This is a genomic window from Kitasatospora sp. NPDC057965, from assembly GCF_042887135.1.
GTDB lineage: Bacteria > Actinomycetota > Actinomycetes > Streptomycetales > Streptomycetaceae > Kitasatospora.
Genome location: NZ_JBHVPZ010000001.1, coordinates 353,676 through 380,077 on the forward strand (window position 1 = coordinate 353,676; position 26,402 = coordinate 380,077).

Here is a 26,402-nt window from a genome sequence, read left to right on the forward strand (position 1 = left end):
CACATGATGAAGCAGGAGCGGGCACAGCGGACCAGGGAGAAGGTGCTGGACGCCGCGGCCGAGGAGTTTTCCGCCCAGGGATACAGTCGCGCCACCCTCAACGCGGTGGCGCAGCGGACCGGTATGACCAAGGGCGCGCTGTACGGGCACTTCGCGTCCAAGCGCGCGCTCGCCGGCGCGCTGATGTCGCAGTCGCACCAGGTCTGGGAGGAGATGCGGCTGGCCCGTGACGTCCCGGGCACCGAGGCGGCCGTCGTACTGGAGGGGCTGGTGCTGGACCTGGCGCACCGGCTGAGGGAGGACGTCCGGCTGCGGGCGGCGCTGCGGCTGGCCACCGACATCCCGGAGCCGGCGCAGCCGCATCCGCTGCGGCCCGCCCCGGCCCCGGCTCCCGCGTCGTCCGCGTCCTCGCCCACGTCGGCGTCCACGTCGGCGTCCACGTCGGCGCAGGCGGGGCCGGACATCTTCGATGCCGTGCAGCGCGGCCTGGTGACCCTGATCCGCCGGGCCCAGGGCGAGGGCAGCATGGCGCCCCGGCCGCCCGAGCTGGTCGCCCAGCTGCTGCTGGCCGTGCTGCACGGCGCCCCGCACGTCTGCTTCGGCCCGCCGGAGGCCGCCGGACCGGGGGCGTACGACGCGGCCTGGCGGCTGCTGCTGGAGGCGCTGACCGGCGCCGACCGCGACCGGCCGTTCGTCGGCGCCGTGCCGTCCGTCGCGTCCGTGCCGCCCTTGGCGACTGCGCCGTCCGTGCCGTCGCCGCCGTCCAGGCGGACCGGGCAGTCCGTGCAGTCCGCTTGACCGGACCAACCCCGACCCGCCCCCGACCCGCCGCCGCCCGTGCCGCCCGTGCCGTCCGGCCGCCGACGTCCGCTCAGAGGCGCGGTGGCGCAGGCGGCCAGGGGTCGGTGCGGCCGGGCCGGGCGACCCGCCGCCAGGGCCAGCGGGTGGTGAGCCAGTGGTCGAGGGCGGTGGACAGCTCGCGGTCCAGGGCGGATCCGGGGCCCTCACCGGTCCAGAAGAACAGATCGGCGTCGTTGCGCCGGTCGCCCGGCGGGTCGAGGTGGACGCAGCCGAGCAGACGCCCGTCGCCCGGCGACACCACCGCCAGGGCGAAGGACGTCCGTCGGGTGAACTCCTGTTGGTGCCAGGCGAGCTGGACGAGGTCCTGCTCCTCGGTGAGGTCCGGCGGGGGCCAGTCCCAGGCGCTGCCGAACTGCTCCCGGAGCTGCTCCCGGGAACCGGTCACCAACGCGTGGTCCTGCGCCAGGTCGCGGATGGTGATCGGGCGCAGCAGGAAGCCCGGCGCCTCCAGCCGCTCCGGCACCTCGAAGCGGTGCGGTACGAACGGCCCGCCGAGGGGCCCGGAGAGGTGTCCGGCGGCGTCCGGCGCGGCTCCGGTCTCCCGGTCCGGCGGCAACGGTGGCAACGGTGGCAACAACTCCTGGCGGAGGATGGCCCGGTGGACGGCGGTGAGGCCGGCGCCCGGTTCGACGCCGAGCTCGTCGACCAGCCGCCGCCTGGTCCGGCCGTAGAGCGCCAGCGCCTCCGCCTGCCGCCCGGTGCGGTACAGCGCGCTCATCAGCAGGGCCTGCGGGCCTTCGCGCAGCGGGTGCTCGGCCGCCGCCCGCCACAGCCGATCGACGGCCGCCGCCGGGCGCCCGCAGGCGAGTTCGGCCTCGGCCGCCGACTCCACGGCGGCCAGCCGGAGGTCCTCCAGGCGGACGGCCTCCGCCTGCAGCGGCGGCACCTCGCGCAGGTCCGCGAGGGCCGGCCCTCGCCACAGGCCGAGCGCCTCGACGAGCCGTGCGTGCGCGCCGTGCGCGTCGCCGTCGGCCAGCCTCGCCCGGCCGTCGGCCGCCAGCCGCTCGAAGCGGTGGACGTCGACCGCGTCCTCATCCGCGTCCGCGGCCGCCCCCTCGGCCGGGCCGAGGTCGAGGCGGTAGCCGCCGGCCGTGCCGAGCAGCCGCGGCGCGGGACCGTCGGAGCCGCCCGGGGCGTCGCCCAGGAGGGTGCGCAGCCGGGAGACGTAGCTCTGCAGCGTGTTGACCGCGCTGGCCGGCTCCCGGCCGTTCCACACGCTGTCGACCAGGCTCGCCACCGGGACCGACCGCCCGTGCGCCACCAGCAGTGTGGCGAGCACCGTGCGCTGCCGGGCGCCGCCCAGCGGCAGCGCCCGCCCGTCGTGGTGCACCGCGAGCGGCCCCAGCACGCCGAACCACCATCCCCGACCGGCCATCCGCCGCCCTCTCCGTCGTACCCGCTCCACGGTCCGGTGCAGCGTACGCGCCGATTGCACGCATCTTGCACGCCGGGTGGGGCAGCCTGTCCGGACGGCCCGTCGGCCACCGCCCCCGATCAGGAGAACCGCCAGGATGACCACGACCCACCTCCCGCCCGCCGGCCTGGCCGTGCGGCGCGCCGTGCCCGGCGACGCGCCGGCCGTCCGTGACCTGCTCAACCGGGTGGACCTGCTGGAGATCGGCCGGGCCGAGACCGAACTGCACGAGGTCGAGGCGGACCTGGCCCACCCGGGTGTCGACCTCCGCGACGACTCCTGGCTGCTCGCCGACGGCGAGGAGCTGGTCGGCTACGGCCTCGTCCGGGACCGGTCCGGCGGGGAGCGGGTCGACCTCGACCAGTACGTCCTGCCCGAGTACCAGGCCGGCGCGCAGTACCTGTTCACGCTGATGGAGCGCCGGGCGGTGGAACGGGCGGTGGCCAACGGCGCCTCCCGCGCCGTCCTGCACCTGCTGTTGAACACCCGGCCCACGCTCGACACCGGCGCGCTCCGGGAGCGCGGCTGGGAGCGCGTGCGCCGCTACCACGTGATGGCGCGCCGGGTGGACGCCCAGGCCGACCCCGTCCCCGCGCCGCCGCCCGGCATCACCCTGCGCGACTGCCGCCGGGAGGAGGACCGCCGCACCGCCCACCGGCTGCAACAGGAGACCTTCGCCGGGGACTTCGACTTCCGGCCGCGCACCTTCGAGCAGTGGTGGGAGGACATCGACGGCGACCGCCTCGACTGGTCGCTGACCTGGATCGCCGCACTGGAGGGCGTCGGCGACGTGGCCGTGCTCCGCACCCGCGACAACCGCGCCGGCGAGGGCTGGGCGGACCGCCTGGGCGTCCTGCCCACCGCCCGGGGCCGCGGCCTCGGCGGCTACCTGCTGCGCCACTTCTTCGGCCACTACGCGGCCCTCGGCCATGAGCGGGTCGCCCTCGGCGTCGACACCGCCAACGCCACCGGGGCCCTCGCCCTTTACGAGGCCCACGGGATGTCGACCCACTTCGCCGTGGACACCTGGGAACTGGTCCTCCCGGTCTGACCCCCGTACCGCCGGGCCCGGCCGGGCCCGGAAACGACTCCGCGCCCGGCCGGACACCCGCCAGGTCGGCGTCAGTTGACGAGGTAGCTGAACCCGACCGTCGCCGCGGACATCCCGGCAGCCACCTCCCGCGTCACCACCCCGCGGCAGTTCGGCGCGGAGTAGACGTCGACCGTCGCGTTCGTGAGGTTCTCGATGACCACGGGTGAGAGGGTCGGGTAACACCCCGATGCCGGGTTCTGCTGTGCCACGCCGTTCACCACCAGCACCCCCGTGGCCGCCTGCGCGGGCATGGCGAGCGCGAGCGCTCCGGCGGCGGCCAGCATCCCGGCCACGGCGATCCGACGACGCATGACTGTTCTCCCTTCCGAGGGCGCACAACCGGTAGGCGCCCTTCCGGGCCATGGATTCCCCGGCCACCCGGTCCGTCCCGGAAGCCCGGTCGCAATCCCCCGAACCGGCGACGGCGCACGGGTTCGCGAGCGCCCGGGCGGGCGCGGAGACGACTCCGCGCCCGCCCGGGCCGATGCGGGGAGCACCCGTGCCGGGGGATCAGCCGTTGGCGAGCGCCTGGACGCGGTCGAAGGCGCCGTCGAGGAGGTTCTGGTCACCGGGGAAGGCGCACTCATGGGAGTGTCCCTGTGGGTCGGGGGCGCGAGTTCGAGACGGGAGCCGCCGACCGTTCGCGAGGGCCGGACGACGTACGTCGGGCAGCCGGTGTGCTCGCCGGCCGGGACGAATCCCGCTTTGAGGAGGACGCGGCCGGAGGCCGGGTTGTCAGGGTGGTGCTTGGCGTGGACCTCCGGCAGGCCGAGGCGGCCGAACGCCAGGGCGAGGATCTTGTGAACCCCTTCGGTGGCGTAGCCCCGGCCCCAGGCGTCGGGGCGCAGGATGTAGCTGATAGTGGCGGCGGGGCGGTCACAGTGCAGCTTGACGATGCCCACGAGGTCGCCGTCCACGGTGAGGCCGAGCATGTACAGCGTGCGGGGGTTCTGGGCTGCGTGGGCGGCGGCGCTTTGGGCGTAGTAGCGGGCTTCGGCGGCATCCATCGGTGCCCGGCCCAGGTACCTGGTCGCCTCCGCGCTGTAGATCCGCAGCAGGGCCTCGGCGTCGCCGGGAACCAGCTCCCGTAGCTCGATCACCCGTCTACCGCTTCGATGAGCTTGACGAGTTCGGTGGCGGTGGGCCGGTCGTCGGGGGCGGCCAGCAGGACGTAGCGCAGCCGGGCCTGGAGGGCGGGCCAGGGCGTCGCGGTGGCCATCGGGACGGCACGGTGGGCGATGGCCTTGCGTTTCGCCTCCACCGGGGCGTCCTTGGCGAGTCCGCCGGCCTCGTAGTCCAGCGGCCAGGCACCGGTGGCGCAGGTCCACAGGGTTGCGGCGAGGGCGTAGACGTCGGTTGGCTGGGTCGTTCGGACGGGCTGGGGGCCGTTGATGATCCGGGCGGCCAGTTCGGGCGCGGTGAGGTGGATCATCGTGCCGTCGAACCTCGACCAGGGTGTGTCGGCGAGTCGCCGGGACCAGGCGAAGTCGAGGAGCCGGACGCCGTGCTCGGTGTGGATGCCGTGCTGCGGTTGGAGGTCCCCGTGCACCCACCCGGCGTGGTGCAGGTCGGCCACGGCGCAGCACAGGTCGACTGCGGCGGCCAGGGCGTCGTCCCTGCCCTCGTCCTTCTTGCGCAGGGGCCGGAAGACGTCCCAGGTGGACGGTCCGGCCAGCCACGGGGTGACGTACCAGACGCCGTTGGCGAAGCGCCCGGTGGTCACGGTGTAGCCGGGGAGCTGGTCCAGCACGGAGGCTTCGCGGCTGGTGACCTCGATGGCCTCGCCGGTGCCGAGCTTGATGCTCACCGCCCCGCGCGGACCACTGGCCTTCCAGACCGCCGAGCCCCGCCGGTCGCTGATCTCCTCCAGGTCGACCGGTCCGCAGGCTGCCTCCGCGGCCTTCAGCGCGGCTGCGGCAACGGAAGTGAACTCGCCCATTCTCGTACTGCCTTCCACTCGCAAGGGATGTGCTCGAAGACGTCCCGACCGTCATCGACCGCCACGGACAGCGCCGTCGCGAGGTCGGGCGTGGTCTCCAGGAACTTCGGGTCCAACGGCCGCACGCCCGCCCGTACCGGGAGGAACGAGAACGGCGGCGGCGGGATGCTCTGCCCGCGCCGGCCGGTCTCGACGGCGCCCTGGGCGAACTTGCCGAACATGATCCCGACTTGGGCGTAGAGGTTCTTCAGCGCCCAGTGGGGCCAGGTCAGCAGTTCGCAGTGGTCCGCGCCTTCGCAGTGCCCGAGCAGCACCACGTTCTCGCACGCGAGAACACCGTACGGTCGGCCCATCAGCGGCCGGACCCATTCCGCGGCCTGGACCCCGGCGTAGAACAACTCGGCCTCCACGGCGTACCGGTGGCTGCCCGGGGTGATCTCGTAGACGGTCCATCCGGTCATGCCGCGCCGGGTGGACGGCCTGAGGAACGGGCAGTGCTCGTGCAGCCCGGCGAGGTAGCCGTTGGTGTCGACGCCGAGCGGGTTCTCCGTCCGGGCTTCGGCGAGGCGGAGCGCCCCGGCGGTCGGCCGGGACGCTCCGTCGACTGGTGTGGTGATCACAGGTAGGACGCCGCCGGGGTCAGGTCGTCGCCGTCGCCGGGGCCGGGCTTGGGGCCGCAGTCCCACTCGGCGGTGACGGTCCCGTTCTCCCGGTACCGCGTGAGGGCTTCGGTGTTCACGGTGCCGTCGGCGTTCGTGAACCAGATCTCCGGCAGCGGCCCGTACGCGTCCTCGTACGCGGCCACCCACGCGATGGGCCCGTGACCGTTCATCTCGACGTGGTCCAGCGTGCGGCCGGCGTGCTGGAGCGCGAACGTGTGGTGTGCGGCGGGGTCCGCGAGGAGGGTGTGCCACGCGGAGTCGATGGCGGCGGAGAACATCTCCGGCGCGGTCTGGCCCGCGTCGATCCGGTGCGCGGCGATCGTGAAGAACTTGCCCAGCTCGTCCAGCTCGACGCCGGACTTGAGGGTGGGGGTGTTCATGCGCCTCTCCAATCAATCGGGTTGGCTCTGCTCGCCCGGGAGTGGGCGAGCAGTGGTGCGGGGTGGTGCGGCCCGGGCTCGGCGGAGGGCCCGTTCCGACGAGCCGGGGGCTCATGGGGCGCCCGAGGGCGCGGTTGGTGGTTACTGACGAGCCGAAGTCAGTAGAAGCGGCCGGAGGCGATCAGCGCTATCAGCGCGACAGCGCGAGGAGGACCAGCCCCGGGCAGGGGTCGCTGGAGCTGTTCCGGGTCACCCAGGCATGGTTGGCGAGCTCGCTCGGGGTCTGCGCGACGGTGCCCGTCAGCCGTTGGTGCGGCGCCGAACCAGGTCGCCCTGGAAAGCGTTCCACGGAGGGTGCGCGATCGGCCGCGTTGGCCGCTCGGTAGTCGTCCAGCGGGAAATCGGACGCCGAGGGCTCGGTCACGACTTCTCGGTTCACCCGGGGGGCGGTGCGTCTCGTCATCGGTCTGTCCTCCTTCGCCGTGGCGGCGGGGGTGCGTGATAGACCGTAGGGAGGCGGCTACAGACGGTGCCAGGAAGTTGCACGCGGTTGCACAGGTTCACCCGAGAGCGCTGCGGGCCTTGGCGATTCGACTTCGGGCTTCGGTACCGTGAACGGCGATCTTGGCCAGCTCGGCGAAGGCGCGAAGGTATGTGCGAATCTCGCCAGGAGCGGTGACGTTGATCTCCGCCGTCAAAGTCTCGACTGCCACGAGGCTCTCGTCGAAGGCGTAGAACGCTTCGAGTGGCCAGACGGTTCGACGAGCCCGAATCGGGACGACTCCGACCGAAACGTTCGGGAGGGAGGAGATCCCGAGCAAGTGGTCAAGCTGCCCAGCAAGGGCTTCGTCGTCGCAGACACCGTAGTAGAGAACGGCCTCTTCCAGGATCAGGGCGAACTGATGGCCGGCATCGTGCAGGACACGGGATCGCTTCAGCCGGGCCTTCACCGCGTCCTCCACGTCGTCCGGGGTGCCCTGGAAGGTCGTGATCGAACGGAGCAGCCCGGTTGCGTACGGGGCCGTCTGCGTCATCCCCGGCATGACGTTGGAGGCGTACACCTTGAACTTTCGTGTCCGCTGGTAGAGCGGCAGCGTCTTCTGATGCACCCGCCTCATGCCGTCGCGGTGGAGGTCTCGCCACTGCGTGTACATCGACTCGGCGGTACGCGACGCTGCGATCAAGTCCGATGCCTTCTCCGCAGACCCGCACGCCGTGCACCAAGCACGGATGTCGCTGTCGGAGGGAACCGTCAGGCCGCGGGCGATGCGGGATGACTTGGACTTGTGCCACCCACACCGCGCGGCCAGTTCAAGCCCTGAAAGTCCGGCGTCCCGCCGGATCCGGTCGAGCTGATCGGCGAGCGCCTTCCGTGCGGCTTGGGCACTGGAGAGAGGAGAAGAGGACATGAACTGGCCGGCTGCGGTGACTACTCGGCGATGCTGAATGCCTCGTGAGGGACAGCACGCTCCCACACGGCGTCGAAAGCCGCTGCGCAGTTCCGCGCCACAGCGGGATCGTCACTCTGATCCGTGTGCACCCATCGGCCATCGCCGTCGAAGATGTTGAACTGGACGATCTTGCCGTCGAACAGCCAGAAGTCGTTTCCGGGCAGCAGAAGATCAGAGGCAGCGGGAGAGCCGTGATCCCCCGACTTCTCGTCCTTCGCAACGAACCGTAGTGCCATCTGATCCTCCCGTGTCGAGCCGGTTGCGCTCAGTTGCAGACCTGAACCGGTGCTCATACTCCGCCCAGGAGGCTCCCCCTGTCAGGACTTTCCACGTCTGATGCACCGCCAGATATGAGGCGGAGAGGGATGTCCGGTCACGACGAGGGGCGGGGCTTGGTGCCATCGGCTGGGGGTGCGGCCTGGTGCTGCCGCTCGGCCTCGTCGCGACGCCGCAGGAACTCATGCCGCGAGACCCGGGCCGCCGGGCCCTCGGACGAGGCCCTGCGGCGTCGCGCGGACGATCGTCCACCGCGAGGCGTGCTTGAACTCCCAGGTCCCTCACGTCGTTGCCGGTGAGCAGTGGTCCCACGGCATGACCTTGCCGTTCGGCGTGGGGCCCACGTCTCTGCCGCACTCGTGTGCGAGCCGGAGACGCGGGCCCCACGGACGGCCGAACGAGGCTGAGCGCCTACTCGGGATCCTCACGCAGGTTGCTGGAGGTGGAGGGCTTCTGCTTGTCCGACTTCGGGGGCCACGCGTACGGGGGGAGCCTCCGGTGCAGGGGCCGTCCGGTCCCGCCGTCCTTCTCCTCGAACTCGGCGGCTCGGATCGTACCGAAGGAGACCTCGCTGTCCCGCATCACGTCCACGCCTTCCACCCGGAACGCGATCCATCCCGCGCCGGGCTGGGGCCCCGAGACCCAGGGGGTGACAACGCTGCGGACGTTGGTCTCGCCCGCCACGATGGTGCCGCGGTGGCCGTCAGGGTCGGTGATCTTCACGCCCGTGTCGGTGAAGGCGAGGCGGCTCTTCGTACCGTTCGGTCCCTCGACCCACTGGGTGTTCACGCCCTTCACGTCGGCCGTGTCGGCGGCGATGGTGCCCCAGTCCTGGCCGCCGTTGCTACGGACGTTGATGCCGGACGGGGGGAACTCGATCCGGCCGTCCGTGGCGTCGCGGCCTTGGACCCACTGGGTGTTCACGCCCTTCACGTCGGCCGTGTCGGCGGCGATGGTGCCCCAGTCCTGGCCGCCGTTGCTTCGGACGTTGATGCCGGACGGGGGGAACTCGATCCGGCCGTCCGTGGCGTCGCGGCCTTGGACCCACTCGGTGTTCACGCCCTCAGCGCTGACGCGCTTGGCGGCGACAGCACCGAGGTCCTGGCCGGAGCCGTGGTGAACGGCGATACCCGCGTCCGGGAAGTCGATCCAGCCGGAGTCGGTGCCCCGCCCTCCGACCTTTTCGGTCCTCACCTTGTCGACATCGGCGGTCCCGGCCGCAACCGTCCCCCGGACGCCGTTGTCATCGTCGACCCTCACGCCGTCCTCGGTGAATGTGACCCGGCCCTGATCGGTCGTCCCCTCGACCCACGGGGCCCGCGCTCCGCTCTCGAACTCGGGGACGACCGCGTGGACGGTGGTGGTGAGGAAGTACCCCTCCTCAACCTGCCCGTTGCTGTCGGCCGTACCGGCCACGAGGGTGTAGGTGGTGCCCCGTGTCAGGGCACGGGAGGGGGTGTGCTCGTAAGCCCCGAACGGCACGGGAACGGGCCGGGCCGGCGGGGGGACGGGCTCCGAAAGCCCATCCGGGTAGCGGATCCAGTAGGTGAGGCTGTCCGGGCCGTCCCAGCGCAGGACGACGTCGTCGCCGGCGCCCACCAAGGCGCTCTCCGCGCGGAGGTTCTGCGGGACCAGTGGCCTCTGCTTCACCAGCGCGAGGTTGGTGATGAAGGGATAGCGGTTCATGGACGAGCCGCTGGTCGCCGCCTTCTCGTTCAGCGAGATGACAACCAACCCGGCCTGGTCGGAAACGGGGATGTCCTCCAGTTTCAGGACGAAGGACTCCTGCCCTGGCAGCTTCACCCGCTTTCCCGAGGTGAAGGCGAACCGGAAGCGTCCCCCGCTGTGCCAGACGAAGCTCGGTGCTGTACCCGCCGGCTTCTCGTAGGTCCCGGTGACACTCGCGTTGATCGCCGACACGTCGTCCGTCAGGTCGTCGCTGCCGGTGCCGACCGGAATCAGCACATCAACGTGTTCGATCTTCACCTCGGAGAGGCTTGTGTTCGAGACGACGATGTACACCGTCCCCACGGACGGCGCCCCGGGACGCGAGACTTGAAGCGGTGTCGGATCCGTGACGATCTCGTAGTGCAACACAGAGGGCACGGGTAAGTACTCCCTACCTTTGCTTTCACGCATGCGGGCAGAAGAAGCGCAGTCGGTTCGGGCTGTTGCCGGGCGCCGCCGGGATCCTTCGAGGCCACATGTCCCGCCGGGGAATGCCGGCAGCCTGACCGACAGTAAGCAACCCCTGCTGCACGAACCCCGCTGTCTTTGCGCTCTGTCCCGAATTGACCTCTGCCTGACCAGAACCACGTCGCAACTCCCGTCCAGCCCTGCGGGGGGAGGCGATCCATGAACCACCCCTACTTACGTGCCGGGACAGTTCGCCCGGACGGTTGCCCCTCTCCTGTCCTGCTCGGGTGGATGGGCGGCCGAGGCCACGGCGCCGGGCGTGCGGCAGGGCGTGCGGCCTGGGCGCGCGAGCCGTGCGGGGGCGCCCGGCCCGGCGCCCCCGCACCGTCGCGCCCTTGCGCCGTGGTCAGCCGGTCGTCGCCCACTCCTCGCGCAGCCGCCCGAACACCTCGTGGAACTCGGGGAAGGTCTTGCGCACACAACCGGGGTCGTCGAAGGTGATGCCGGGCGTGCGCAGGGCGGTGACGGAGAACGACATGACGATCCGGTGGTCGCCGTGGGAGTCGAGCGCGGTGCCGCGCGGGACGCCCGGCCGGATCTCGATCCAGTCGTCGCCGGTGGCGACCTCGATGCCGAGCCGGCGGAGGTTCCCGGCGCAGGCGTCCAGCCGGTCGCACTCCTTGACCCGGGTGTTGGCCACGTTCTCGATCCGCACCGGCCCGTCCGCGAACGGGGCGAGGGCGGCGAGCGTCGGCATGGTGTCGGAGATGTCGCGCATGTCGACGGTCAGACCCGACAGCCGGCCGTCCCGGGGGCCCTGGACGGTGACCCGGTCCGCGCCGACCTCCACCCGTGCGCCCATCCGGGCCAGCACGTCGACGAACCGCAGGTCGCCCTGGAGCGCGTCCTTGCCGAGCCCCGGGACGGTCAGCTCCCGGCCGGTGAGCGCGGCGGCAGCGAAGAAGTAACTCGCCGTCGAGGCGTCCGGCTCGACCGGGTAGGCGGTGGCGCGGTAGCCGCCGGGCGCGACCTCGAAGACCCGGCCGGTGCGCGTCACCGTGGCGCCGAAGGCCCGCATCATGGCGACGGTGATCTCCACGTACGGCGCCGAGACCAGGTCGGTGACGGTGATCCGCAGGCCCTGCTCGGTGAGCGGGCCGAGCAGCAGCAGCGCGGTGAGGTACTGCGAGGACAGGCTCGCGTCCAGGCTCAGCTCGCCGCCCCGCACCCCGTCGGCGGTGATCCGCAGCGGGTGGTGGCCCTCGGCCTGCTCGTGCCGCAGGTCGACGCCCAGGGTGCGCAGCGCCTCGGTCAGCGGACCGAGCGGGCGGCGCCGCATCTGGGCGGAGGCGTCGAAGCGGAAGGAGCCGCGCCCGGCCGCGGCGAGCACGGGCAGGAAACGGGCGGTGGTCGCGCCGTCGCGGCAGAACACCTCGGCGTCCCGGGCCGGGCCCTGCGGGCGGCCCTCGACCGTCCACCGGTCCGGCTCGCGGGTGAGCGTGTAGCCGAGCGCGTCAAGGCCCTCGGCGAAACCCTCGGTGTCGTCGGAGCGCAGCGGCCGGTGCAGGGTGGTGGTGCCGTCGGCGGCGGCGGCGAGGAACAGCGCCCGCGCGGTCACCGACTTGGAGCCGGGGATCTCGACGGTCGTCATGGTGCCTCCGGGGTGAGTGGGCGAGGGGGGAGGGACGGGGTCGTCCCGGCCATCCTGCCGGAGGCGGTGCGGGGTGCGGGGGGTCGTCCGGTTGCTGGACGATTCGCCGGACGGTGACGGTGGAGCCGGCGGACGCTGGTGGGAGCGGGGCGGGCGTCAGGGCAGGTCGGGGCCCCGGGCGGTTGTGGCACGATGCGGGGGACCGGCCCGAACGGCCGCCCGCCCCGCCCGGGTCCCGGCCCGGGCCCGCCCGAGAAGAGGCCCCGTGCCCGAGAGCAGCACCCGATCGGCCGCCGAGGCCGTCAGCACCGACCGCCTCGCCTTCCGCACCGCGACCACCGCCGACGTGCCGGCCCTGCTCGCCCTGGTCGAGTCCGCCTACCGGGGCGACGCCAGCCGCGTCGGCTGGACCACCGAGGCCCACCTGCTGGAGGGCCAGCGCACCGACACCGAGGGCGTCACCGCGGCCGTCACCCACCCCGACGGCGTGGTGCTGATCGCCGAGCTGGACGGCGACCTGCTCGCCTGCTGCCAGCTGGAACGCCGGGGCGAGCACGCCTACTTCGGCATGTTCTCGGTGCGCCCCGGCCGCCAGGGCGGGGGCCTCGGGCGGGCCCTGCTCGCCCGGGCCGAGCGGTACGCGGCCGAGGAGTGGGGCGCGGTGGAGATGGAGATGACCGTGATCGAGCAGCGTGCCGAGCTGATCGCCTGGTACGAGCGCCGCGGCTTCCTCCGCACCGGCCAGTACACGCCGTTCCCGTACGGCGACGAGCGCTTCGGCATCCCGCTCCGCCCCGACCTGCGGTTCGAGAAGCTGATCAAGGGGCTCACCACCGGCCGGTAACGGTGGCTGTAGCTGCGGCGACGGCGGCGGTGTCGGCGGTGTCGGGTGGTGGGTGACGGCCCGGAGGGTCCGCCCCCCCGGTGGGCGGACCGCCTCCGCGGCCGGCCAGGGGATCAGCCCCGGACCGGCTACGGCAGCAGGCCGCGCTCGCGCAGCAGCGGGACCAGGTGGTCGCGGACGGCGGGGGCCAGTCGCAGGGCCGGGTCGAGGCAGTCCGTCCAGCGCAGGTCGGCGAGCTCCGCGGCGGGGGCGGGCGTACGGTCCAGCCCGGCCTCGAACACGGTCATCCGCATCGGGACGCCCTCCAGCGCCGCGACCGCCTCGATGTCGGCGAGGTGGCGCGGTGCGACGGGGGCCGCGCCGAGTTCCTCGGCCAGCTCGCGGGTCAGCGCCGTGAGCGGCTCCTCCCCGGCGTCCGGCTTGCCGCCCGGGAGGTAGAAGACGTCCGGCGCCGTCTTCTTGCTGACGACCAGCAGCCGGCCCTCCTCGACCACGGCGGCGGCCACGACGGTGAGCGGTGCGGGATCGGTCTCCGGTGTTTCGTGCTCGAACATGGTCGTGATTGTTCCAGTCGCCGATCACGCGGGTTCGCGCGGGTCTGCGGGCGGTCGTGTGCGCAGGGCCTCCGCTCCGGCGGGCCGGTGGGCATCGTCCTCGCCGAGGGCTCCGACGGTGCGTCCCGGGCGGCGGCCCACTGGGCTCCGGTGACGTGGGCCTCGTGCGCGGGGCCTCGCCGAACCCGTACGAATCGGGCGCGCCCTGCTCGATGCGGCCCTTCCCGTAGCGGCCCTGGCTGCCGGGGGAGCGGCGGGCGGCCGAGATCGACGGCCGACCGCTGCCGGAGGCCGCCGTCGGTCCACGGGAGTCGTCCGCCGCTCAGTGGTAGATGCTGCGGCAGAGGCGGGCCTGCTCGGAACCGGCCGCCCAACGGCCGAACCGCTCCGCCTGATCGCAGATCGTGCCCGCCCCCGCGCCGGGCGCCACGCCCGCCGCGGCGGCGCTCACGGCAGTGGAGGGCGCGGGCGCGGCGCCCGGCGCCGGTGTGGACGCCGGGGCGGGACCGGAGGACGGGGCGCCCGCCGTCCGGCTGGGCGCCGGGCGCGGCGAACGGCTCGGCTTCGGTCGCGGCGACCCGGCGCGATCCCCGCCGTCGGCCCGGGGCACGGCCGCCGTCTGCGGCTCGTCCTCCGCCGCCTCGGCCGCCGCACCGGCCGCCGCACTCGCCGCCGCTGCCGCACTGGCCGTGGCGGCGGCTCGCGCGCCCTCGCCGCTGGTGGTCGTCGGCGGCGGCAGCGGGGACGGCGCGGGCACCGGCAGCCGGTCGATCGCCGCCGAGGCGACCGGGGACGGCGGGAGCGGCGGGGGCGCCGAGGGCCCCGGGAAGGCCAGCACCCCGGACGACTCCTCGCCCGGCCCGGGGCCACACATCGCCAGCACCACCGCCAGCCCGGCGACGATCCCGGCCGAGCCCGCCATCCACCCCCGGCGTCGTCGCTGCCGGGCCTTCTCGGCGGCCGCTTCGGCCATCGCCTCCCAGGGCGGCGGCTCGCTGGGGTTCGTCGGCGGGGCCGGCACCGGCGGAGGCTGCCACGCGTGGGCCGGCCACTGCCACTGCACGACGCCGGACGGCTTCGTCACCCCCGGACCGGCCGGACCGGCCGAGCCCCCCGGACCCGTCGGCCGCGCCCGGCCCGCCGCCGTCGGTCCGCCCACCACCGGTCCGCGCGGCGGCGGCGGACCACCGGTCGGCACTCCGCCATTCGGCGGCGGACCGCCGGTTGCCGCCGCGCCGCCGCCCGTCGATTGCCCGCTCATGTCCTCGTCCTCCTGCCATCGCCTGCTCCGGCTCCCCGGCGGCTCACCCGTCGCCGACGCCCGGTCGTACGGGAACGGGGCCGGTCCGGGGCCGCCGTAGGGCCCCGCTCGCCGTACTCAACGAGCGCGCCGACGGCGGGACATGACCCGGAAGAGCGCCCCGGGGCGCGACCGCCCCTCCTCACGCCCCCGGCCGTACGCTGCCTGCCGTACCCCGGGTGCGCTCCCCGGAGGTCCGCCACATGCTGGGCACATGGAAACCAACAGCCCGTCCGGCACGGCGCAGCCCCAGGTCAAGGTCGCCGAGTTCCGCACCGACAGCCGCTACCGGCTGGTCCACTTCGAGGGCCACGGCTGGGAGCCGCTGGGCCCGGAGGAGTTCGAACCGCGGATCCACCAGCTGTTCCCCGACCTCGACCCGCGCGACCCGGCCCGCGTCCAGTGGGAGGACCGCCCGTGGGAGTGGCCCACCTGGCACCCGGGCGAGGCCTGACCGCAAGCGTGACGGCCATCCGGGGTAGCGTTGGCACGGCCTGTTGACAGTTCCGGCGGGCCCGGTTGACGCCGGACGGCGGAGGGGGAGCGATGGCGACGGGGGAACCGGGCGCGGACCGTCCGGTGGGCACCACCGGCTACGGCGCGGCGGCCGAAGAGCTGGCGGCGCAGTACGAAGCCGTCACCTTCGCCGACGTCCACCGCGAGGCCCTGTACCTGATCCCGACCCGGCCCTGCGACGTCCTCGACGTCGGCGCCGGCAGCGGCCGCGACGCCGCCGCGTTGGCCGCCCTCGGTCACCGGGTGGTCGCCGCCGAACCCACCGCCGAGCTGCGCCGGATCGGCGAGCGGCTGCACGCCGGCAGCGGTGTCCGCTGGGTGGACGACGCCCTGCCCGCCCTGCCCCGCCTCGGCGCCGAGGGCATCCGCTTCGACGTCGTCCTGCTGACCGCCGTCTGGATGCACCTGCCCCCGGACGAACGCCCGTCGGCAATGGCCGCGCTGGCCGGCCTGCTCGCCCCCGCCGGCCGCCTCTTCCTCTCCGTGCGCCACGGCCCCGTCCCGCCGGACCGCCGGATGTACGACGCCCCGGCCGACGAAACCCTCGCCCTCGCCCGGGCCCACGGTCTGCACCCCCTGCTGCACACCGAACGCCCCGACCTGCACGGCCGCACCGACGTGCACTGGACCGTCCTGGTCCTCGCCGCCGACGGCCCGCCGCCCGCCCGCCCGCTCAGCTCGCGAAGCCGCCGTTGCTCAGCAGGAGCTGACCGTTGACCCACTGACCCTGCGGCGAGCAGAGGAAGGCGACGAGGTTCGCGGTGTCCTCGGGCGTGCCGAGCCGGCCGAGCGGCGTGTGGCCGACGACCGCCGTCCGCACCTCCTCGGTCATCCAACCCGTGTCCACCGGGCCGGGGTTGACCACATTGGCGCTCACCCCCAGCTGGGCCAGCTCGCGCGCTGCGGCGAGTGTGATCCGGTCGAGCGCCCCCTTGCTCGCCCCGTAGGGCAGGTTGCCCGCCGTGTGGTCGCTGGTGAGCGCGACGATCCGTCCACTGCCCGCCGGCCCGGCGAACCGACGCCCGTACTCCCGGATCAGCAGCCAACTCGCCCGCGCATTGACCGCGAAGTGGCGGTCGAAGCTCTCCACCGTGGTGTCGAGCAGCCCCGAGTCCACCGACTCGCAGTGACACAGCACCAACGCCGTCACACCACCGAGCCGCCTCTCCACCTCGTCGAACACCCGCGCCGGAGCGTCCGGTTCAGCCAGATCGGCCTCCACCGCGACACTCGCCGCACCCTCGTCCGCGAGCGCCCGCCCGACCGCCTCGGCGGCCCCGGCCTCTTCGCCCCAGGCCATCCGCCGGTCATAGGGCGTCCAGTAGGTGAAAGCCACATCCCACCCGGCCCCGGCAAGCCGCCTCGCCACCCCGGCCCCGATCCCCACCGTCCGCCCGACACCGGTGACCAACGCCACGGGCCTGGAGCTGGGGGAGCGCGGGGATTCGCCGCCGATCGTCATGACAAGCGATCGTCCGCTCGGAGATGGCAGGCCGTCAAACCCTTTACGCTGCCTCCACGCAAGCTTCCCGCCCAGTGCTGCACGGGAAGTCGGACCGGCCGACTTCCTGTGCAGCACGTTGGACCGGGTGCTCCCGCACCCACCACGAGGCACCCCGAAGCCGGAAATGCCCGGATCTCGACAAGTTGCAGAATCCCGCCCCACCGCCCCCTGGACCCGCGGCTCACGGCCGCTGCTCCCCGCACACGCGGGGATGGTTCCGACCTCGGCCATGGCTGTTGATGGCTCCGCCGCTGCTCCCCAGGGGACCGGGGAGCGGCGGCGGGTGGGAGGAGGCCTCGTGGGTGGCCGGGCTTAAATCCGCTGACGGGGGTGGCCAGTTGGCAATAATGGGCGGCGTGGAGGAAATCGAGGTAGTCGTCGCGCATCGTGAACGGGCCACGCTTCGCGTCGGCGAGGTGTTTCTCAAGGTCGACGCCGATCAGGCGCGTACCGATGTCGAGGTGGAGGCGATGGGCAGGGCGCCGATTCCGACGCCGCCCGTGCTCTGGCGGAAGCCGCCCGTGCTCGCGATCGGGGCTGTTCCCGGGGTGGCGCTGGGGCGGCTGGGGGAGGTGTCGGGGGCTTCGGCGGCGGCGTGGCGGGCCGCGGGGGCGACCGTGCGGCGGTTGCACGATGCGCCGTTGCCGCCGTGGCCGGGGCGGGGCGTGGACGAGGTGGCGGCGCGGCTGAACGCCGAGTGCGAGTGGCTCCTCGCGAACGATGCGCTGCCCGCCGGGCTCGTCGCGGGCAATCGTCGGATCGCCGAGGTTGCGCTGCGCCCGTGGAGACCCGCGTTCATCCACGGGGATCTGCAGGTCGCCCACGTGTTCGTGAACGGTGACGAGGTCACCGGCGTGATCGACTGGTCGGAGGCGGCCCCGGGCGACGCCCACTACGACCTCGCCACGTTGACCCTCGGGCACCCGGAGCGCCTCGGTGACGTCCTCACCGGCTACGGCGCCGACGCCGACGTCGACCTCGAACTGATCCGGGCGTGGTGGTCGTTGCGGAGCCTGCTGGTGGTCCGCTGGCTGGCCGAGAACGGGTTCGACCCCGCTTTGCCGGGCTGCGAGGTCGACGTGCTGAGAGCCCAACTGAAGGGTGACGTCGAGTAGCGGGTCCACGGAGCGGCGCACCTGGGCGAGCAGTGCCGCGCCCTCCAGCAGCTCGAAGCCGTCCGCCGTCAGGCGTTTCGCGAGCACGGGCTGCCGGCCCGCGTACACATCCCTGTCGACGGACCTCCGGCGGAGCGAAGGTGACGGCCGGTCGGCGGTTTCCCGCTCGGGCCGTGATCGAATACCTTTCCGCACATGACAAAGAGTCACCCGTCGACCTCCGCCCCGAAGAACGGCCGCACCGGCCTGCTCGCCGCGCTGCTCGCGTCCGTCCTGGGCGTCACCACCGTCGCACTGACCACCCCCCACGCGGCCTCCGCAACCTCCGCCGCCCCTGCGGCCCCCGCGCCCGGTGAGGTCGTCGTCGACGAGGGCTTCAACGGCCCCGGCCTCCCCGCCGGCTGGAACGCCGTCGAGGGCGCCTGGAAGGTGGAGAACGGCCGCCTCGTCGGCGCCTCCACCGACTGGAACCAGCAGACCCGCATCACCTTCGGCCGCCACCTCACCGACTTCCGCATCGAGGCCACCGCCCGCTTCGACACCGTCGTCGACGGCGCCCGCTGGGCGGCGCTCGGGCTCGACGTGCCCGCCGACGGCACCACCCCCTGGTCGATCGCCACCATGCGCTCCACCACCACCGCCGCCAACGGCCTGGAGTTCGCCCAGCGCACCCCCGCCAACACCTGGAACGTCACCAACACCGGCTCCGCCGCGACCGCCGCCGGAACCGGGCGCGATGTGCGCATCGCCGCCGAGGTGCACGGCACCACGGCCCGCTGGCTGTTCGACGGCCGGGAGGTGATGCGCACCACGCAGGTCGCCCGCAGCGCCGACGGCGGCCAGGCCCTGATCGTCAACGGCGCCCAGGTCTCCTTCGACGACCTCAAGGTGACCGCCCTCGCCCCCGGCGCCTTCGTCCGCCAACCGGGCGCGCCGCTCACCGTGTTCGCCCACCGTGGTGCCTCCTCGGCCGCGCCCGAGAACACCCTCCTCTCCGACGAGGTCGCCCGGCGGGCCGGCGCCGACTGGATCGAGAACGACGTCCAGCCCAGCCGCGACGGCGTGCCGTACGTCCTGCACGACGACACGGTGAACCGCACCACCAACGGCAGCGGCCGCATCCGCGATCTGACGGCCGCCCAGCTGGACGGCCTGGACGCCGGCTCCTGGTTCGCCCCGACGACGGCCGGTGCGCGGGTGCCGAGCCTCGCCGCCCAGCTGGACGACCTGCGCACCCGCGGCGGCAGCCTGCTGCTGGAGATCAAGGGCCCGCACACCCGCGACGAGGTCGCCCGCATCGTCAAGGACATCCGCGACCACGGCATGACCGGCCGCGTCCTGGTCCAGAGCTTCGAGGTCGACGCCCTGCGCTACACCCGCGAACTCGCCCCCGACCTGCCGCTCGCCCTGCTGCGCGGTGACCTGGACCCCGACCCGGTGGCGGTCGCCCGCGACCTCGGCCTGTCCGCCTACAACCCCGCCGATGCCGCCCTCGCGGCCCGCCCCGGGGTGATCGCGGCCCTGCACGCGGCGGGCGTCGCGGTCAACGTCTGGACCGTCGACTCGGCCGCCCGCTGGAAGGCCCTGGACGCCGCCGGCGTCGACGGCATCATCACCAACCGCCCGGCCGAGCTGGCCGGCTGGCTCTCCGCTCGCCCGTAGCCGCCTACGGCTCGGGCCCACCGCCCGCCCGGTCCCGCCCGGTGACCGGGCGGGCGGTACCCCCGAACCGGGGTGGCGGGCGTCGACAACCGCAACGGCTTCTGCCGCGGTCAGCGGGCCGAGGGCGTCGCCGCCTTCCTCTTCCACCTCGACCGCATCGGTCTGAAGGCCGACGTCGAACAGGCCTTCCAGGCGGTCCACGCGACCCGCAGCGGCGATCTGGCCGCGATCAGGCGGGCCCTCGCGGCCCTCGACGACCGCAACCTGCGGCTGCTGAACGCCCTGCTCGACCCGTCCGCCCCACCCCCGCCCGAACCGAAGGCCCCCACCGGCCGGCGGTTCCGGCGCAAGGACACCAGCGGCCCCTGACGCACGCGCCCCTACAACGTCCCGAACCGCGCCGGCCCCGTCGGACGGTAGGTGTGCGCCGTGATGCCGGACGGGGTGGTGCGGGTGCCGGTGAGGCGGAAGGCGGTGGGCGGGCCCGCCTCGGGGAAGAGGCGGTGGCCGGTGCCGAGCCGGACCGGCGCGGTGACCAGGTGGTACTCGTCGATCACCTCGTGCGGCATCAGGACCCGGGCGAGGGCGCCGCTGCCGTGGATCTGGATCTCGGTGTCGCCCAGCCGCTCCTTGAGCGCGGTCACCTCGGCGACCAGGCCGCCGGGGGCGGCGCCGGTCAGCACGGTGGTGTTGTACCAGGCGGGCTCGCCCAGGGTGGTGGAGGCGACGTACTTGGGCAGCGCGTTGAGCGGGGCGGCGATCGGGTCCGCCGGGTCGGTGACCTTCGGCCAGTAGCCCGCGAAGATGTCGTACGTCCGGCGGCCGAGCAGGAAGGCACCGGCCCGGCCGAGCACGCCGTCCATCAGGGCGCCGAACTCCTCGTCGTCGGCGAACGGGAACAGCCAGCCGCCGTGGGCGAAGCCGTCCTCGCGGTCCTCGTCCGGTCCGCCGGGCGCCTGCATCACGCCGTCGAGGGTCAGGAAGGTGGTCAGGACGAGCTTGGCCATGAAGGGTCTCCCCGGTCGGATGCCGCCCCCGGGGTCCAAGATCCCAGACGGCCGCCCGCGCCGCCGGTGCGCCACGCCGGTCGTCCGGCGCCCGGGCGGGCCCACGCCGGTCGTCCGGCGCCCGGGCGGGTCTGGAAGAGTGCGGGGCATGAGACTTCGCTGCGCCGTACTCGACGACTTCCAGGGTGTCGCCACCACGATCGTGGACTGGTCGCCGGTCTCCGACCGGGTGGAGGTGGTGGCGTTCCGCGAGCATCCCGCCTCCGAGGACGAACTCGTCGCGGCGGTCGCCGACTTCGACATCGTGGTCACGCTGCGCGAGCGGATCCCCTTCCCGGCCTCGGTGTTCGCCCGGCTGCCCCGGCTGCGGCTGCTGGTCGCCTCGGGGATGCGCAACTCCGTGATCGACCACGCGGCGGCCCGCGCGCACGGGGTGACGGTCTGCGGGACGGCCAGCTCCTCGACGCCGCCCGTGGAGCTGACCTGGGCACTGCTGCTGGGGCTGGCCCGGGGGCTGGTGGAGGAGAGCACGGCGCTGCGCACCGGCGGGCCGTGGCAGAGCACGGTGGGCGCCGATCTGGCGGGGCGCCGGCTGGGTCTGCTGGGTCTCGGCAAGATCGGTGCCCGGGTGGCCCGGGTGGGGCTGGCGTTCGAGATGGACGTGGTGGCGTGGAGTCCGAACCTCACCGACGAGCGGGCGGCGGAGGTGGGGGTGGACCGGGCCGGGTCCCTGCCGGAGCTGCTGAGCGGGAGCGACTTCGTCTCCGTGCACCTGGCGCTCGGCGAGCGCAGCCGCGGGCTGCTGGGGGCGCCGGAGCTGGCGCTGATGAAACCGGAGGCGTACCTGGTCAACACCTCGCGGGCGGCGATCGTCGACCAGGACGCGTTGCTGGCGGCGCTCGCGCGGGGCCGGATCGCGGGGGCTGCGGTGGACGTGTTCGACCGGGAGCCGCTGCCGGCCGGCCATCCGATGCGCAGCGCGCCCCGGCTGCTGGCCACGCCGCACCTGGGGTACGTGTCGCGGGACAACTACCGCCGCTACTACGGCGAGGCGGTGGAGGACATCGCGGCGTTCCTGGCCGGCTCGCCCGTCCGCGTCCTGGGCGGCTGACGGCTGACGGCTGACGGCTGACGGCTGACGCCGACCGCCGAGGGTCCGTCGCCCGCCCCCTCCGTGAAGGGGCGGGCGACGGGCCGCGGCGCGAGCGGGCGTCAGGAGACCGAGACGGCGCTCCACGCGGCGGCGACCGCGTTGTACTCGGTGCTGTTGGCGCCGTAGAGGTCCTTGGCGGCGTTCAGGGACGCGGTGCGCGCGCCCTTGTAGTCCGTGGTGGACGTCATGTAGACGGTCAGCGCGCGGTACCAGATCTTCGCGACCTTCTGGTTGCCGATGCCGGCGACCGTCGAGCCGTTGCAGGTCGGGCTGTTGTAACCGACGCCGTTGACGGTCTTGGCGCCGCTGCCCTCGCTGGCCAGGTAGAACCAGTGGTTGCCGACGCCGGAGGAGTTGTGCACGTCGAGCTGGCCGACCTTGCGGCTCCAGCAGTCGGCGGAGCTGCCGTCCAGCGAGGGCTTGTCGAAGCGGCGCAGCCACGGCGGGGTGGACTGGTCGCTGAACAGGTAGTCGCCGGTGTCGACCGGGTTGTTGGCGTACCACTCGACCATGGTGCCGAAGATGTCCGAGGTGGCCTCGTTGAGGCCGCCGGACTCGCCGCTGTAGCGGAGGTTGGCGGTGGCGCTGGTGACGCCGTGGGTCATCTCGTGGCCCATGGTGTCGAGGTCGACCTGCTCGGGGTCGGTGACGCCGTCGCCGTCGCCGGTCATCATGCAGAAGCAGCTGTCGGACCACTGGGCGTTGTCCCACTTGGTGCCGACGTGCACGAAGACGGTGGCGCCCTTGCCGTCGTTCTTGATGCCGCTGCGGTTGAAGGTGTTCTTGTAGTAGTCGTACGTCCAGGCGGTGTTGGCGTGGGCGTCGACGGCGGCGGTGGCGCGGTCGGTGGAGAACTTCTTCCCGTCGCCCCAGACGTTGTCGGCGTCGGTGTAGAGGGTGCCGGAGCCGGCGTTGATCGCGCTCGCGGAGAGGTTGCGGGCGTCCTTGGTGGTGTGGCCGCGCAGCGGGTCGATCAGCGCGTAGCCGCCGCCGCTCTGCGCGGTGGTGTCGATGGCGATGTCGCCGGTGTACTCGGAGTGACCGGTGCCGGAGGCCTGGTGCTCGGAGTCGTAGGCCTCGATCTGCTCGCCGCTGTCGGCGTCGGTGACCACGACCCGGCCGGCGGGCTGCCCGTGGTCGCCGGTGCCCTGGACGGTGGTGCGCCAGGCCAGCCGCGGGGTGCCGTCGGCGGCCCAGACGACCAGCTCGGGGCTGCTGCCGGCGTCACCGATGCCGGGGGCGGCCGCCAGCGCGCGACCGGCGGTGAGCTGGGCGGGGACCTTGGGGACGATCGTCTTCACGGCGGCGTCGTGGGCGGCCGCGCGCGAGGAGTCCTTGAGCCGGCCGCGGGCGTCCTGGTGGACCACCAGGTCGCCGCCGACCACGGGCAGGCCGAGGTAGGTGCGGTCGAAGCGGACGTGCCGGCTGCCGTCGGCGTCGAGCACGACGTCCTTGACGACGAGGTCCTGGCCGTCGCCGAAGCCGAAGACCGCGGCGTTGCGGGCGACGTTGGCCCGGGCCTGCGCGATGGCGGCGTCACGGCCGGCGGGGGCGGCCGAGGCGGTGCCGGCGGTGACGGTGGCCGCGACGAGGGCGGCGGTGGCGGCTATGGCTCCGGCCGCGAGGCGGCGGCGAGAAGAGGAGGAGGGGCTCACTCTGACTCCAGTCGGGGGTGTTGCGTGGTGCGGGGATGAGGGCTGCGATGAGATTGACGGTGATCAGTCAGTCAGAGCTAGAGGCGGCGTCAGAACTTTGCCAAGTTGTGTCCTGTACTGATCAAGAGTGACGGCTCGTGAGCAGCCTGCTTACGCTCCTGCCATGACGAACCCCCAGCCCCTCCCGCCCCTCGACCTCCACTGGCGGGGCGAGTTCACGGACCGTGAGCTCGACGCCCTGCACGCCGCCGCCTTCGGTCACCCCGCGTCCGAGGCCGACGGCACCCCCGAGCCCTGGCGCGCCCGGCTGGAGCGGCACAGCCTCGGCTGGGTCTGCGCCCGCCCGGCCCCGGACGGTCCGCTGCTCGGTTTTGTCAACGTCCTCTGGGACGGCGGCGTCCACGCCTTCCTGCTGGACACCGCCGTCGACCCGGCCGTCCGGCGCGGCGGCACCGGCACCCGGCTGGTCGCGGTCGCCGCCGAGAACGCCCGTGCGGCCGGCTGCGACTGGCTGCACGTCGACTTCGAGCCGCACCTGCGCGCCTACTACCTCGACGCCTGCGGCTTCCGGCCCACGGACGCGGGGCTGCTCGCGCTCTGAACGGCCCGCCGCTCGGAGCTCGGCGCCCGACGGTGCCCGACGCTCCGGCGCCGCCCGACGCTCCGACGGTGCCCGGCGCTCCGGCGCGAGCCGGTGTCCACCGCTCGGACGCCCGGACCGCCGTCCGGGCGAACGGTTGTACTCTGCACGCGGACGGTCGGCGCCGGCCCGTCCGGTGCGGCGCCGTCTCCGTGACCCTGCCCGGCACCGGACCCGTAGGAGGCCCGCCGCATGAGCACGTCCGACCCGCGCACCTCGTCCGACTCGGCCGCCCCGGTCCCGGCCCCGGCCGACACGGCCCAGGCCGCCGCCACGACCCCCGCCGCCGGCGTGGACCCGCTGCCGCTGCTGCGCGCCCGGGCCGTCGACGTCGTCCGCGACGGGCGCCATCTGCTGCGCGGGATCGACCTCGCCATCCGGCCCGGCGAGCACTGGGCGCTGCTCGGCCCCAACGGCGCCGGCAAGTCCACCCTGCTCGCCCTGCTCGGCGCGGTCTCCCACCCCACCCGCGGCGAGGTGGACGTGCTCGGCCGCCGGCTCGGCCGGGTCGACATCCGCGAGCTGCGCGCGCATCTCGGCCACGTCAACCCCCGCCACCCGCTGCGCTCGCCGCTGACCGTGCGCGAGGTGGTGCTCACCGGCGTGACCAACACCATCGAGCCGGACCTGCACCGCAAGCCCGCCCCGGAGGAGCTGGACCGGGCCGAGCGGCTGATCGAGACCCTCGGCATGGCGGCGACCGCGGAGTCCGCGTGGACCACGCTCTCGCAGGGGGAGCGCGGCCGGGCGCTGATCGCCCGCGCGCTGATGCCCAGCCCGCGGCTGCTGCTGCTCGACGAGCCCGCCACCGGGCTCGACCTGACTGCCCGCGAGCTGCTGCTGGACAGCCTGGACCTGCTGCGTCACCAGCACCCGGAGCTGGCCAGCGTGCTGGTCACCCACCACCTGGAGGAGCTGCCGGAGTCCACCACGCACGCGCTGCTGCTGCGCGGCGGGGAGACGGTCGCGGCCGGGCCGGTGGACGAGGTGATGACCACCGAGCTGGTGAGCGCCACCTTCGGGCACCCGATCCGGATCACCCGGCACGAGGGCCGCTGGACCGCCCGGGCCGCCGCCCGTCGCACCCCGGAGGTCTGAGACCCGGGACCCGGACGGGCTCCGAAGCCCGAGCGAGGTTCGAGAGGGGGCGCGCACCGCCGGTGCGCGCCCCTTTACCACTTCTTTGCCCTCTTGGCCACGACCCGGTGCGCCCCCGGTGGCCGGAACTCGTCGGCGGACGGACGGCCGGGGCTCCGTCGGCCCGCTCCCACCTGCACCGTTTCGTGACCGACCCCGGTGTAGACGGCAAAATCTGATATCCCTAAGGTATGCCTTAGCTAAGTGGCCGGGACGGTGCGGATGACGCCCTCCCGGTCGCCCGCGCTGAGCCCTGCCCTGATTCGCCCTGCCCCGACCGCTGGAGCCCGCATGCCCGCCCGTCGTTCCACCGCAGCCACGTTGCTCACCCTCGCCGTGGCGACCGCCGTACTGGCCGGCTGCTCGAAGAAGGACGACAAGGCCGCAGCCGACGCCGTCGCGGTGAACGCCACCGACAGCGCCTGCGAGCTCTCGAAGACCAGCTTCCCGGCCGGTCACGTGGCGTTCGACATCTCCAACAAGGGCTCGAAGGTCACCGAGGTCTACGTCTACGCGGCCGGCGACAAGATCGTCACCGAGCGCGAGAACATCGGCCCGGGCACCAAGACGACCATCAACGCCGAGATCAAGGCCGGCACCTACGAGGTCGCCTGCAAGCCGGGCATGGTCGGCGACGGCATCCGCCAGAAGATCACCGTCACCGGTGACGGCGGCTCGGCCGCCCCGGCCGACCCGCGGCTGACCGCGGCCGTCGACGCCTACCGCAAGTACGCCCAGGAGCAGGCCGACGCCACCATCCCGGCCGTCGAGGCCTTCGCCGCCGCGATCAACGCCGGCGACCTGGCCAAGGCCAAGTCCCTCTACGCGCCCTCGCGCACCGGCTGGGAGCGCACCGAGCCGGTCGCCGAGAGCTTCGGTGACGTCGACCCGAAGACCGACACCCGCGAGGACAAGCTGGAGCCGGGCCAGGAGTGGACCGGCTGGCACAAGCTGGAGAAGTCGCTCTGGGCCGACGGCACCATCGGTGACGCCGAGAAGAAGCTCGCCGACCAGCTGGTCGCCGACCTGAAGGACTGGCAGAAGAAGATCCCCGAGGCGGAGATCACCGCGACCAGCATGGCCAACGGTGCCAAGGAGCTGCTGGACGAGGTCGCCACCAACAAGGTCACCGGCGAGGAGGACCGCTACAGCCACACCGACCTGGCCGACTTCGTCGCCAACGTCGAGGGCGCCAAGAAGGCCTACGAGCTGCTGAAGCCGGTCGCCGCCGAGAAGGACGCCGAGCTCGCCAAGACGCTGGACTCCGAGTTCGCCGCCATCGAGACCCTGCTCGCCAAGTTCAAGCAGCCCGACGGCACCTACACCTCCTACGACAAGGTCACCGACGCCGAGCGCAAGACCTTCTCCGACGCTGTCAACGCGCTGGCCGAGCCGCTGTCGAAGCTGGCCGCCGCGGTGGTCGTGAAGTAGCACCCGCCGCCCGGCGCCCGC

Annotated in this window: 27 protein-coding genes; 13 read left to right on the forward strand and 14 right to left on the reverse strand. The window is 73.5% G+C overall.

Features of this window, described 5'->3' with window-relative positions:
- The first annotated feature begins 3 nt into the window (after positions 1–3).
- Entirely contained in the window at positions 4–798 is a 795-nt protein-coding gene (locus tag ACFVVU_RS01395; protein ID WP_387787538.1) for a TetR family transcriptional regulator, read from the forward strand.
- A gap of 73 nt (positions 799–871) precedes the next feature.
- Here ACFVVU_RS01395 and ACFVVU_RS01400 read toward each other — a convergent pair whose 3' ends face one another.
- Positions 872–2,236 carry a BTAD domain-containing putative transcriptional regulator gene (locus ACFVVU_RS01400; protein WP_387787541.1) on the reverse strand — a complete coding sequence of 455 codons (1,365 nt, stop codon included), beginning with the start codon at positions 2,234–2,236 and terminating at the stop codon, positions 872–874.
- Between the two features lie 136 nt (positions 2,237–2,372).
- Between ACFVVU_RS01400 and ACFVVU_RS01405 the strand changes: the two genes are divergently transcribed.
- Positions 2,373–3,326 carry a GNAT family N-acetyltransferase gene (locus ACFVVU_RS01405; protein ID WP_387787543.1) on the forward strand — a complete coding sequence of 318 codons (954 nt, stop codon included), beginning with the start codon at positions 2,373–2,375 and terminating at the stop codon, positions 3,324–3,326.
- A gap of 71 nt (positions 3,327–3,397) precedes the next feature.
- On the opposite strand, the gene ACFVVU_RS01410 is transcribed toward ACFVVU_RS01405, so the two are convergent.
- The 9 genes from ACFVVU_RS01410 to aroA form a co-directional block, all read right to left on the reverse strand.
- Entirely contained in the window at positions 3,398–4,468 is a 1,071-nt protein-coding gene (locus ACFVVU_RS01410) for a GNAT family N-acetyltransferase (RefSeq protein ID WP_387787546.1), read from the reverse strand.
- Complete coding sequence (locus ACFVVU_RS01415; protein ID WP_387787549.1) at positions 4,465–5,307, reverse strand: hypothetical protein; 843 nt, start codon at positions 5,305–5,307, stop codon at positions 4,465–4,467. Before ACFVVU_RS01415 ends, ACFVVU_RS01410 begins: the two co-directional genes overlap by 4 nt.
- Positions 5,271–5,927, reverse strand: coding sequence for a hypothetical protein (locus ACFVVU_RS01420; protein ID WP_387787551.1), 657 nt, complete (start codon positions 5,925–5,927; stop codon positions 5,271–5,273). The genes ACFVVU_RS01415 and ACFVVU_RS01420 overlap by 37 nt, the downstream gene beginning before the upstream one ends.
- Positions 5,924–6,349 (reverse strand): hypothetical protein, encoded by a 426-nt coding sequence (locus ACFVVU_RS01425; RefSeq protein WP_380685531.1) that lies wholly within the window; start codon positions 6,347–6,349, stop codon positions 5,924–5,926. The genes ACFVVU_RS01420 and ACFVVU_RS01425 overlap by 4 nt, the downstream gene beginning before the upstream one ends.
- A 190-nt stretch (positions 6,350–6,539) precedes the next feature.
- Entirely contained in the window at positions 6,540–6,812 is a 273-nt protein-coding gene (locus tag ACFVVU_RS01430; RefSeq protein ID WP_387787554.1) for a hypothetical protein, read from the reverse strand.
- Between the two features lie 97 nt (positions 6,813–6,909).
- Complete coding sequence (locus ACFVVU_RS01435; RefSeq protein ID WP_380685529.1) at positions 6,910–7,758, reverse strand: helix-turn-helix domain-containing protein; 849 nt, start codon at positions 7,756–7,758, stop codon at positions 6,910–6,912.
- A gap of 20 nt (positions 7,759–7,778) precedes the next feature.
- The gene (locus ACFVVU_RS01440) at positions 7,779–8,036 is read right to left on the reverse strand and encodes a DUF6879 family protein (protein WP_380685527.1); all 258 of its coding nucleotides are present in this window, start codon (positions 8,034–8,036) and stop codon (positions 7,779–7,781) included.
- Positions 8,037–8,487: 451 nt separating this feature from the next.
- Positions 8,488–10,215 carry a hypothetical protein gene (locus ACFVVU_RS01445; protein WP_387787558.1) on the reverse strand — a complete coding sequence of 576 codons (1,728 nt, stop codon included), beginning with the start codon at positions 10,213–10,215 and terminating at the stop codon, positions 8,488–8,490.
- Positions 10,216–10,618: 403 nt separating this feature from the next.
- On the reverse strand, positions 10,619–11,863 hold the full coding sequence (gene aroA / locus ACFVVU_RS01450; RefSeq protein WP_387787561.1) for a 3-phosphoshikimate 1-carboxyvinyltransferase: 1,245 nt from the start codon (positions 11,861–11,863) through the stop codon (positions 10,619–10,621).
- Between the two features lie 265 nt (positions 11,864–12,128).
- On the opposite strand from aroA, the gene ACFVVU_RS01455 reads away from it, so the two are divergent.
- On the forward strand, positions 12,129–12,707 hold the full coding sequence (locus ACFVVU_RS01455; protein WP_380685517.1) for a GNAT family N-acetyltransferase: 579 nt from the start codon (positions 12,129–12,131) through the stop codon (positions 12,705–12,707).
- Positions 12,708–12,835: 128 nt separating this feature from the next.
- On the opposite strand, the gene ACFVVU_RS01460 is transcribed toward ACFVVU_RS01455, so the two are convergent.
- Positions 12,836–13,261: an NUDIX domain-containing protein gene (locus tag ACFVVU_RS01460; RefSeq protein ID WP_387787564.1), complete on the reverse strand. Its 426-nt coding sequence runs from the start codon at positions 13,259–13,261 to the stop codon at positions 12,836–12,838.
- Between the two features lie 404 nt (positions 13,262–13,665).
- On the opposite strand from ACFVVU_RS01460, the gene ACFVVU_RS01465 reads away from it, so the two are divergent.
- The 3 genes from ACFVVU_RS01465 (at position 13,666) to ACFVVU_RS01475 (ending at position 15,794) form a co-directional block, all read left to right on the forward strand.
- Positions 13,666–14,622 carry a hypothetical protein gene (locus ACFVVU_RS01465; protein ID WP_387787567.1) on the forward strand — a complete coding sequence of 319 codons (957 nt, stop codon included), beginning with the start codon at positions 13,666–13,668 and terminating at the stop codon, positions 14,620–14,622.
- Between the two features lie 153 nt (positions 14,623–14,775).
- On the forward strand, positions 14,776–15,015 hold the full coding sequence (locus tag ACFVVU_RS01470; RefSeq protein ID WP_380686952.1) for a hypothetical protein: 240 nt from the start codon (positions 14,776–14,778) through the stop codon (positions 15,013–15,015).
- A 92-nt stretch (positions 15,016–15,107) separates the two neighbouring features.
- Positions 15,108–15,794, forward strand: coding sequence for a class I SAM-dependent methyltransferase (locus ACFVVU_RS01475; RefSeq protein WP_387787570.1), 687 nt, complete (start codon positions 15,108–15,110; stop codon positions 15,792–15,794).
- Here ACFVVU_RS01475 and ACFVVU_RS01480 read toward each other — a convergent pair.
- Positions 15,751–16,539 carry an SDR family oxidoreductase gene (locus ACFVVU_RS01480; protein ID WP_387787572.1) on the reverse strand — a complete coding sequence of 263 codons (789 nt, stop codon included), beginning with the start codon at positions 16,537–16,539 and terminating at the stop codon, positions 15,751–15,753. The genes ACFVVU_RS01475 and ACFVVU_RS01480 overlap by 44 nt on opposite strands.
- Before the next feature lie 398 nt (positions 16,540–16,937).
- Between ACFVVU_RS01480 and ACFVVU_RS01485 the strand changes: the two genes are divergently transcribed.
- From ACFVVU_RS01485 to ACFVVU_RS01495, 3 genes are all read left to right on the forward strand, one after another.
- The gene (locus tag ACFVVU_RS01485) at positions 16,938–17,696 is read left to right on the forward strand and encodes a phosphotransferase family protein (RefSeq protein WP_387787575.1); all 759 of its coding nucleotides are present in this window, start codon (positions 16,938–16,940) and stop codon (positions 17,694–17,696) included.
- A 195-nt stretch (positions 17,697–17,891) separates the two neighbouring features.
- Complete coding sequence (locus tag ACFVVU_RS01490) at positions 17,892–19,358, forward strand: glycerophosphodiester phosphodiesterase (RefSeq protein WP_387787578.1); 1,467 nt, start codon at positions 17,892–17,894, stop codon at positions 19,356–19,358.
- Between the two features lie 72 nt (positions 19,359–19,430).
- Complete coding sequence (locus tag ACFVVU_RS01495) at positions 19,431–19,727, forward strand: hypothetical protein (protein WP_387787580.1); 297 nt, start codon at positions 19,431–19,433, stop codon at positions 19,725–19,727.
- An 11-nt stretch (positions 19,728–19,738) separates the two neighbouring features.
- On the opposite strand, the gene ACFVVU_RS01500 is transcribed toward ACFVVU_RS01495, so the two are convergent.
- Complete coding sequence (locus ACFVVU_RS01500) at positions 19,739–20,365, reverse strand: dihydrofolate reductase family protein (protein WP_380686961.1); 627 nt, start codon at positions 20,363–20,365, stop codon at positions 19,739–19,741.
- 148 nt (positions 20,366–20,513) lie between these two features.
- Between ACFVVU_RS01500 and ACFVVU_RS01505 the strand changes: the two genes are divergently transcribed.
- Positions 20,514–21,476, forward strand: a complete 963-nt coding sequence (locus ACFVVU_RS01505; protein ID WP_387787583.1) for a D-2-hydroxyacid dehydrogenase family protein — start codon at positions 20,514–20,516, stop codon at positions 21,474–21,476.
- Between the two features lie 101 nt (positions 21,477–21,577).
- Here ACFVVU_RS01505 and ACFVVU_RS01510 read toward each other — a convergent pair whose 3' ends face one another.
- Entirely contained in the window at positions 21,578–23,173 is a 1,596-nt protein-coding gene (locus ACFVVU_RS01510) for a M4 family metallopeptidase (protein WP_387787586.1), read from the reverse strand.
- Positions 23,174–23,336: 163 nt separating this feature from the next.
- On the opposite strand from ACFVVU_RS01510, the gene ACFVVU_RS01515 reads away from it, so the two are divergent.
- From ACFVVU_RS01515 to efeO, 3 genes are all read left to right on the forward strand, one after another.
- The gene (locus tag ACFVVU_RS01515) at positions 23,337–23,774 is read left to right on the forward strand and encodes a GNAT family N-acetyltransferase (protein ID WP_387787589.1); all 438 of its coding nucleotides are present in this window, start codon (positions 23,337–23,339) and stop codon (positions 23,772–23,774) included.
- A 231-nt stretch (positions 23,775–24,005) separates the two neighbouring features.
- Positions 24,006–24,911, forward strand: a complete 906-nt coding sequence (locus ACFVVU_RS01520; RefSeq protein ID WP_387787592.1) for an ABC transporter ATP-binding protein — start codon at positions 24,006–24,008, stop codon at positions 24,909–24,911.
- Between the two features lie 330 nt (positions 24,912–25,241).
- Positions 25,242–26,381 carry an iron uptake system protein EfeO gene (efeO, locus tag ACFVVU_RS01525; protein ID WP_387787594.1) on the forward strand — a complete coding sequence of 380 codons (1,140 nt, stop codon included), beginning with the start codon at positions 25,242–25,244 and terminating at the stop codon, positions 26,379–26,381.
- The last annotated feature ends 21 nt before the right edge of the window (positions 26,382–26,402 follow it).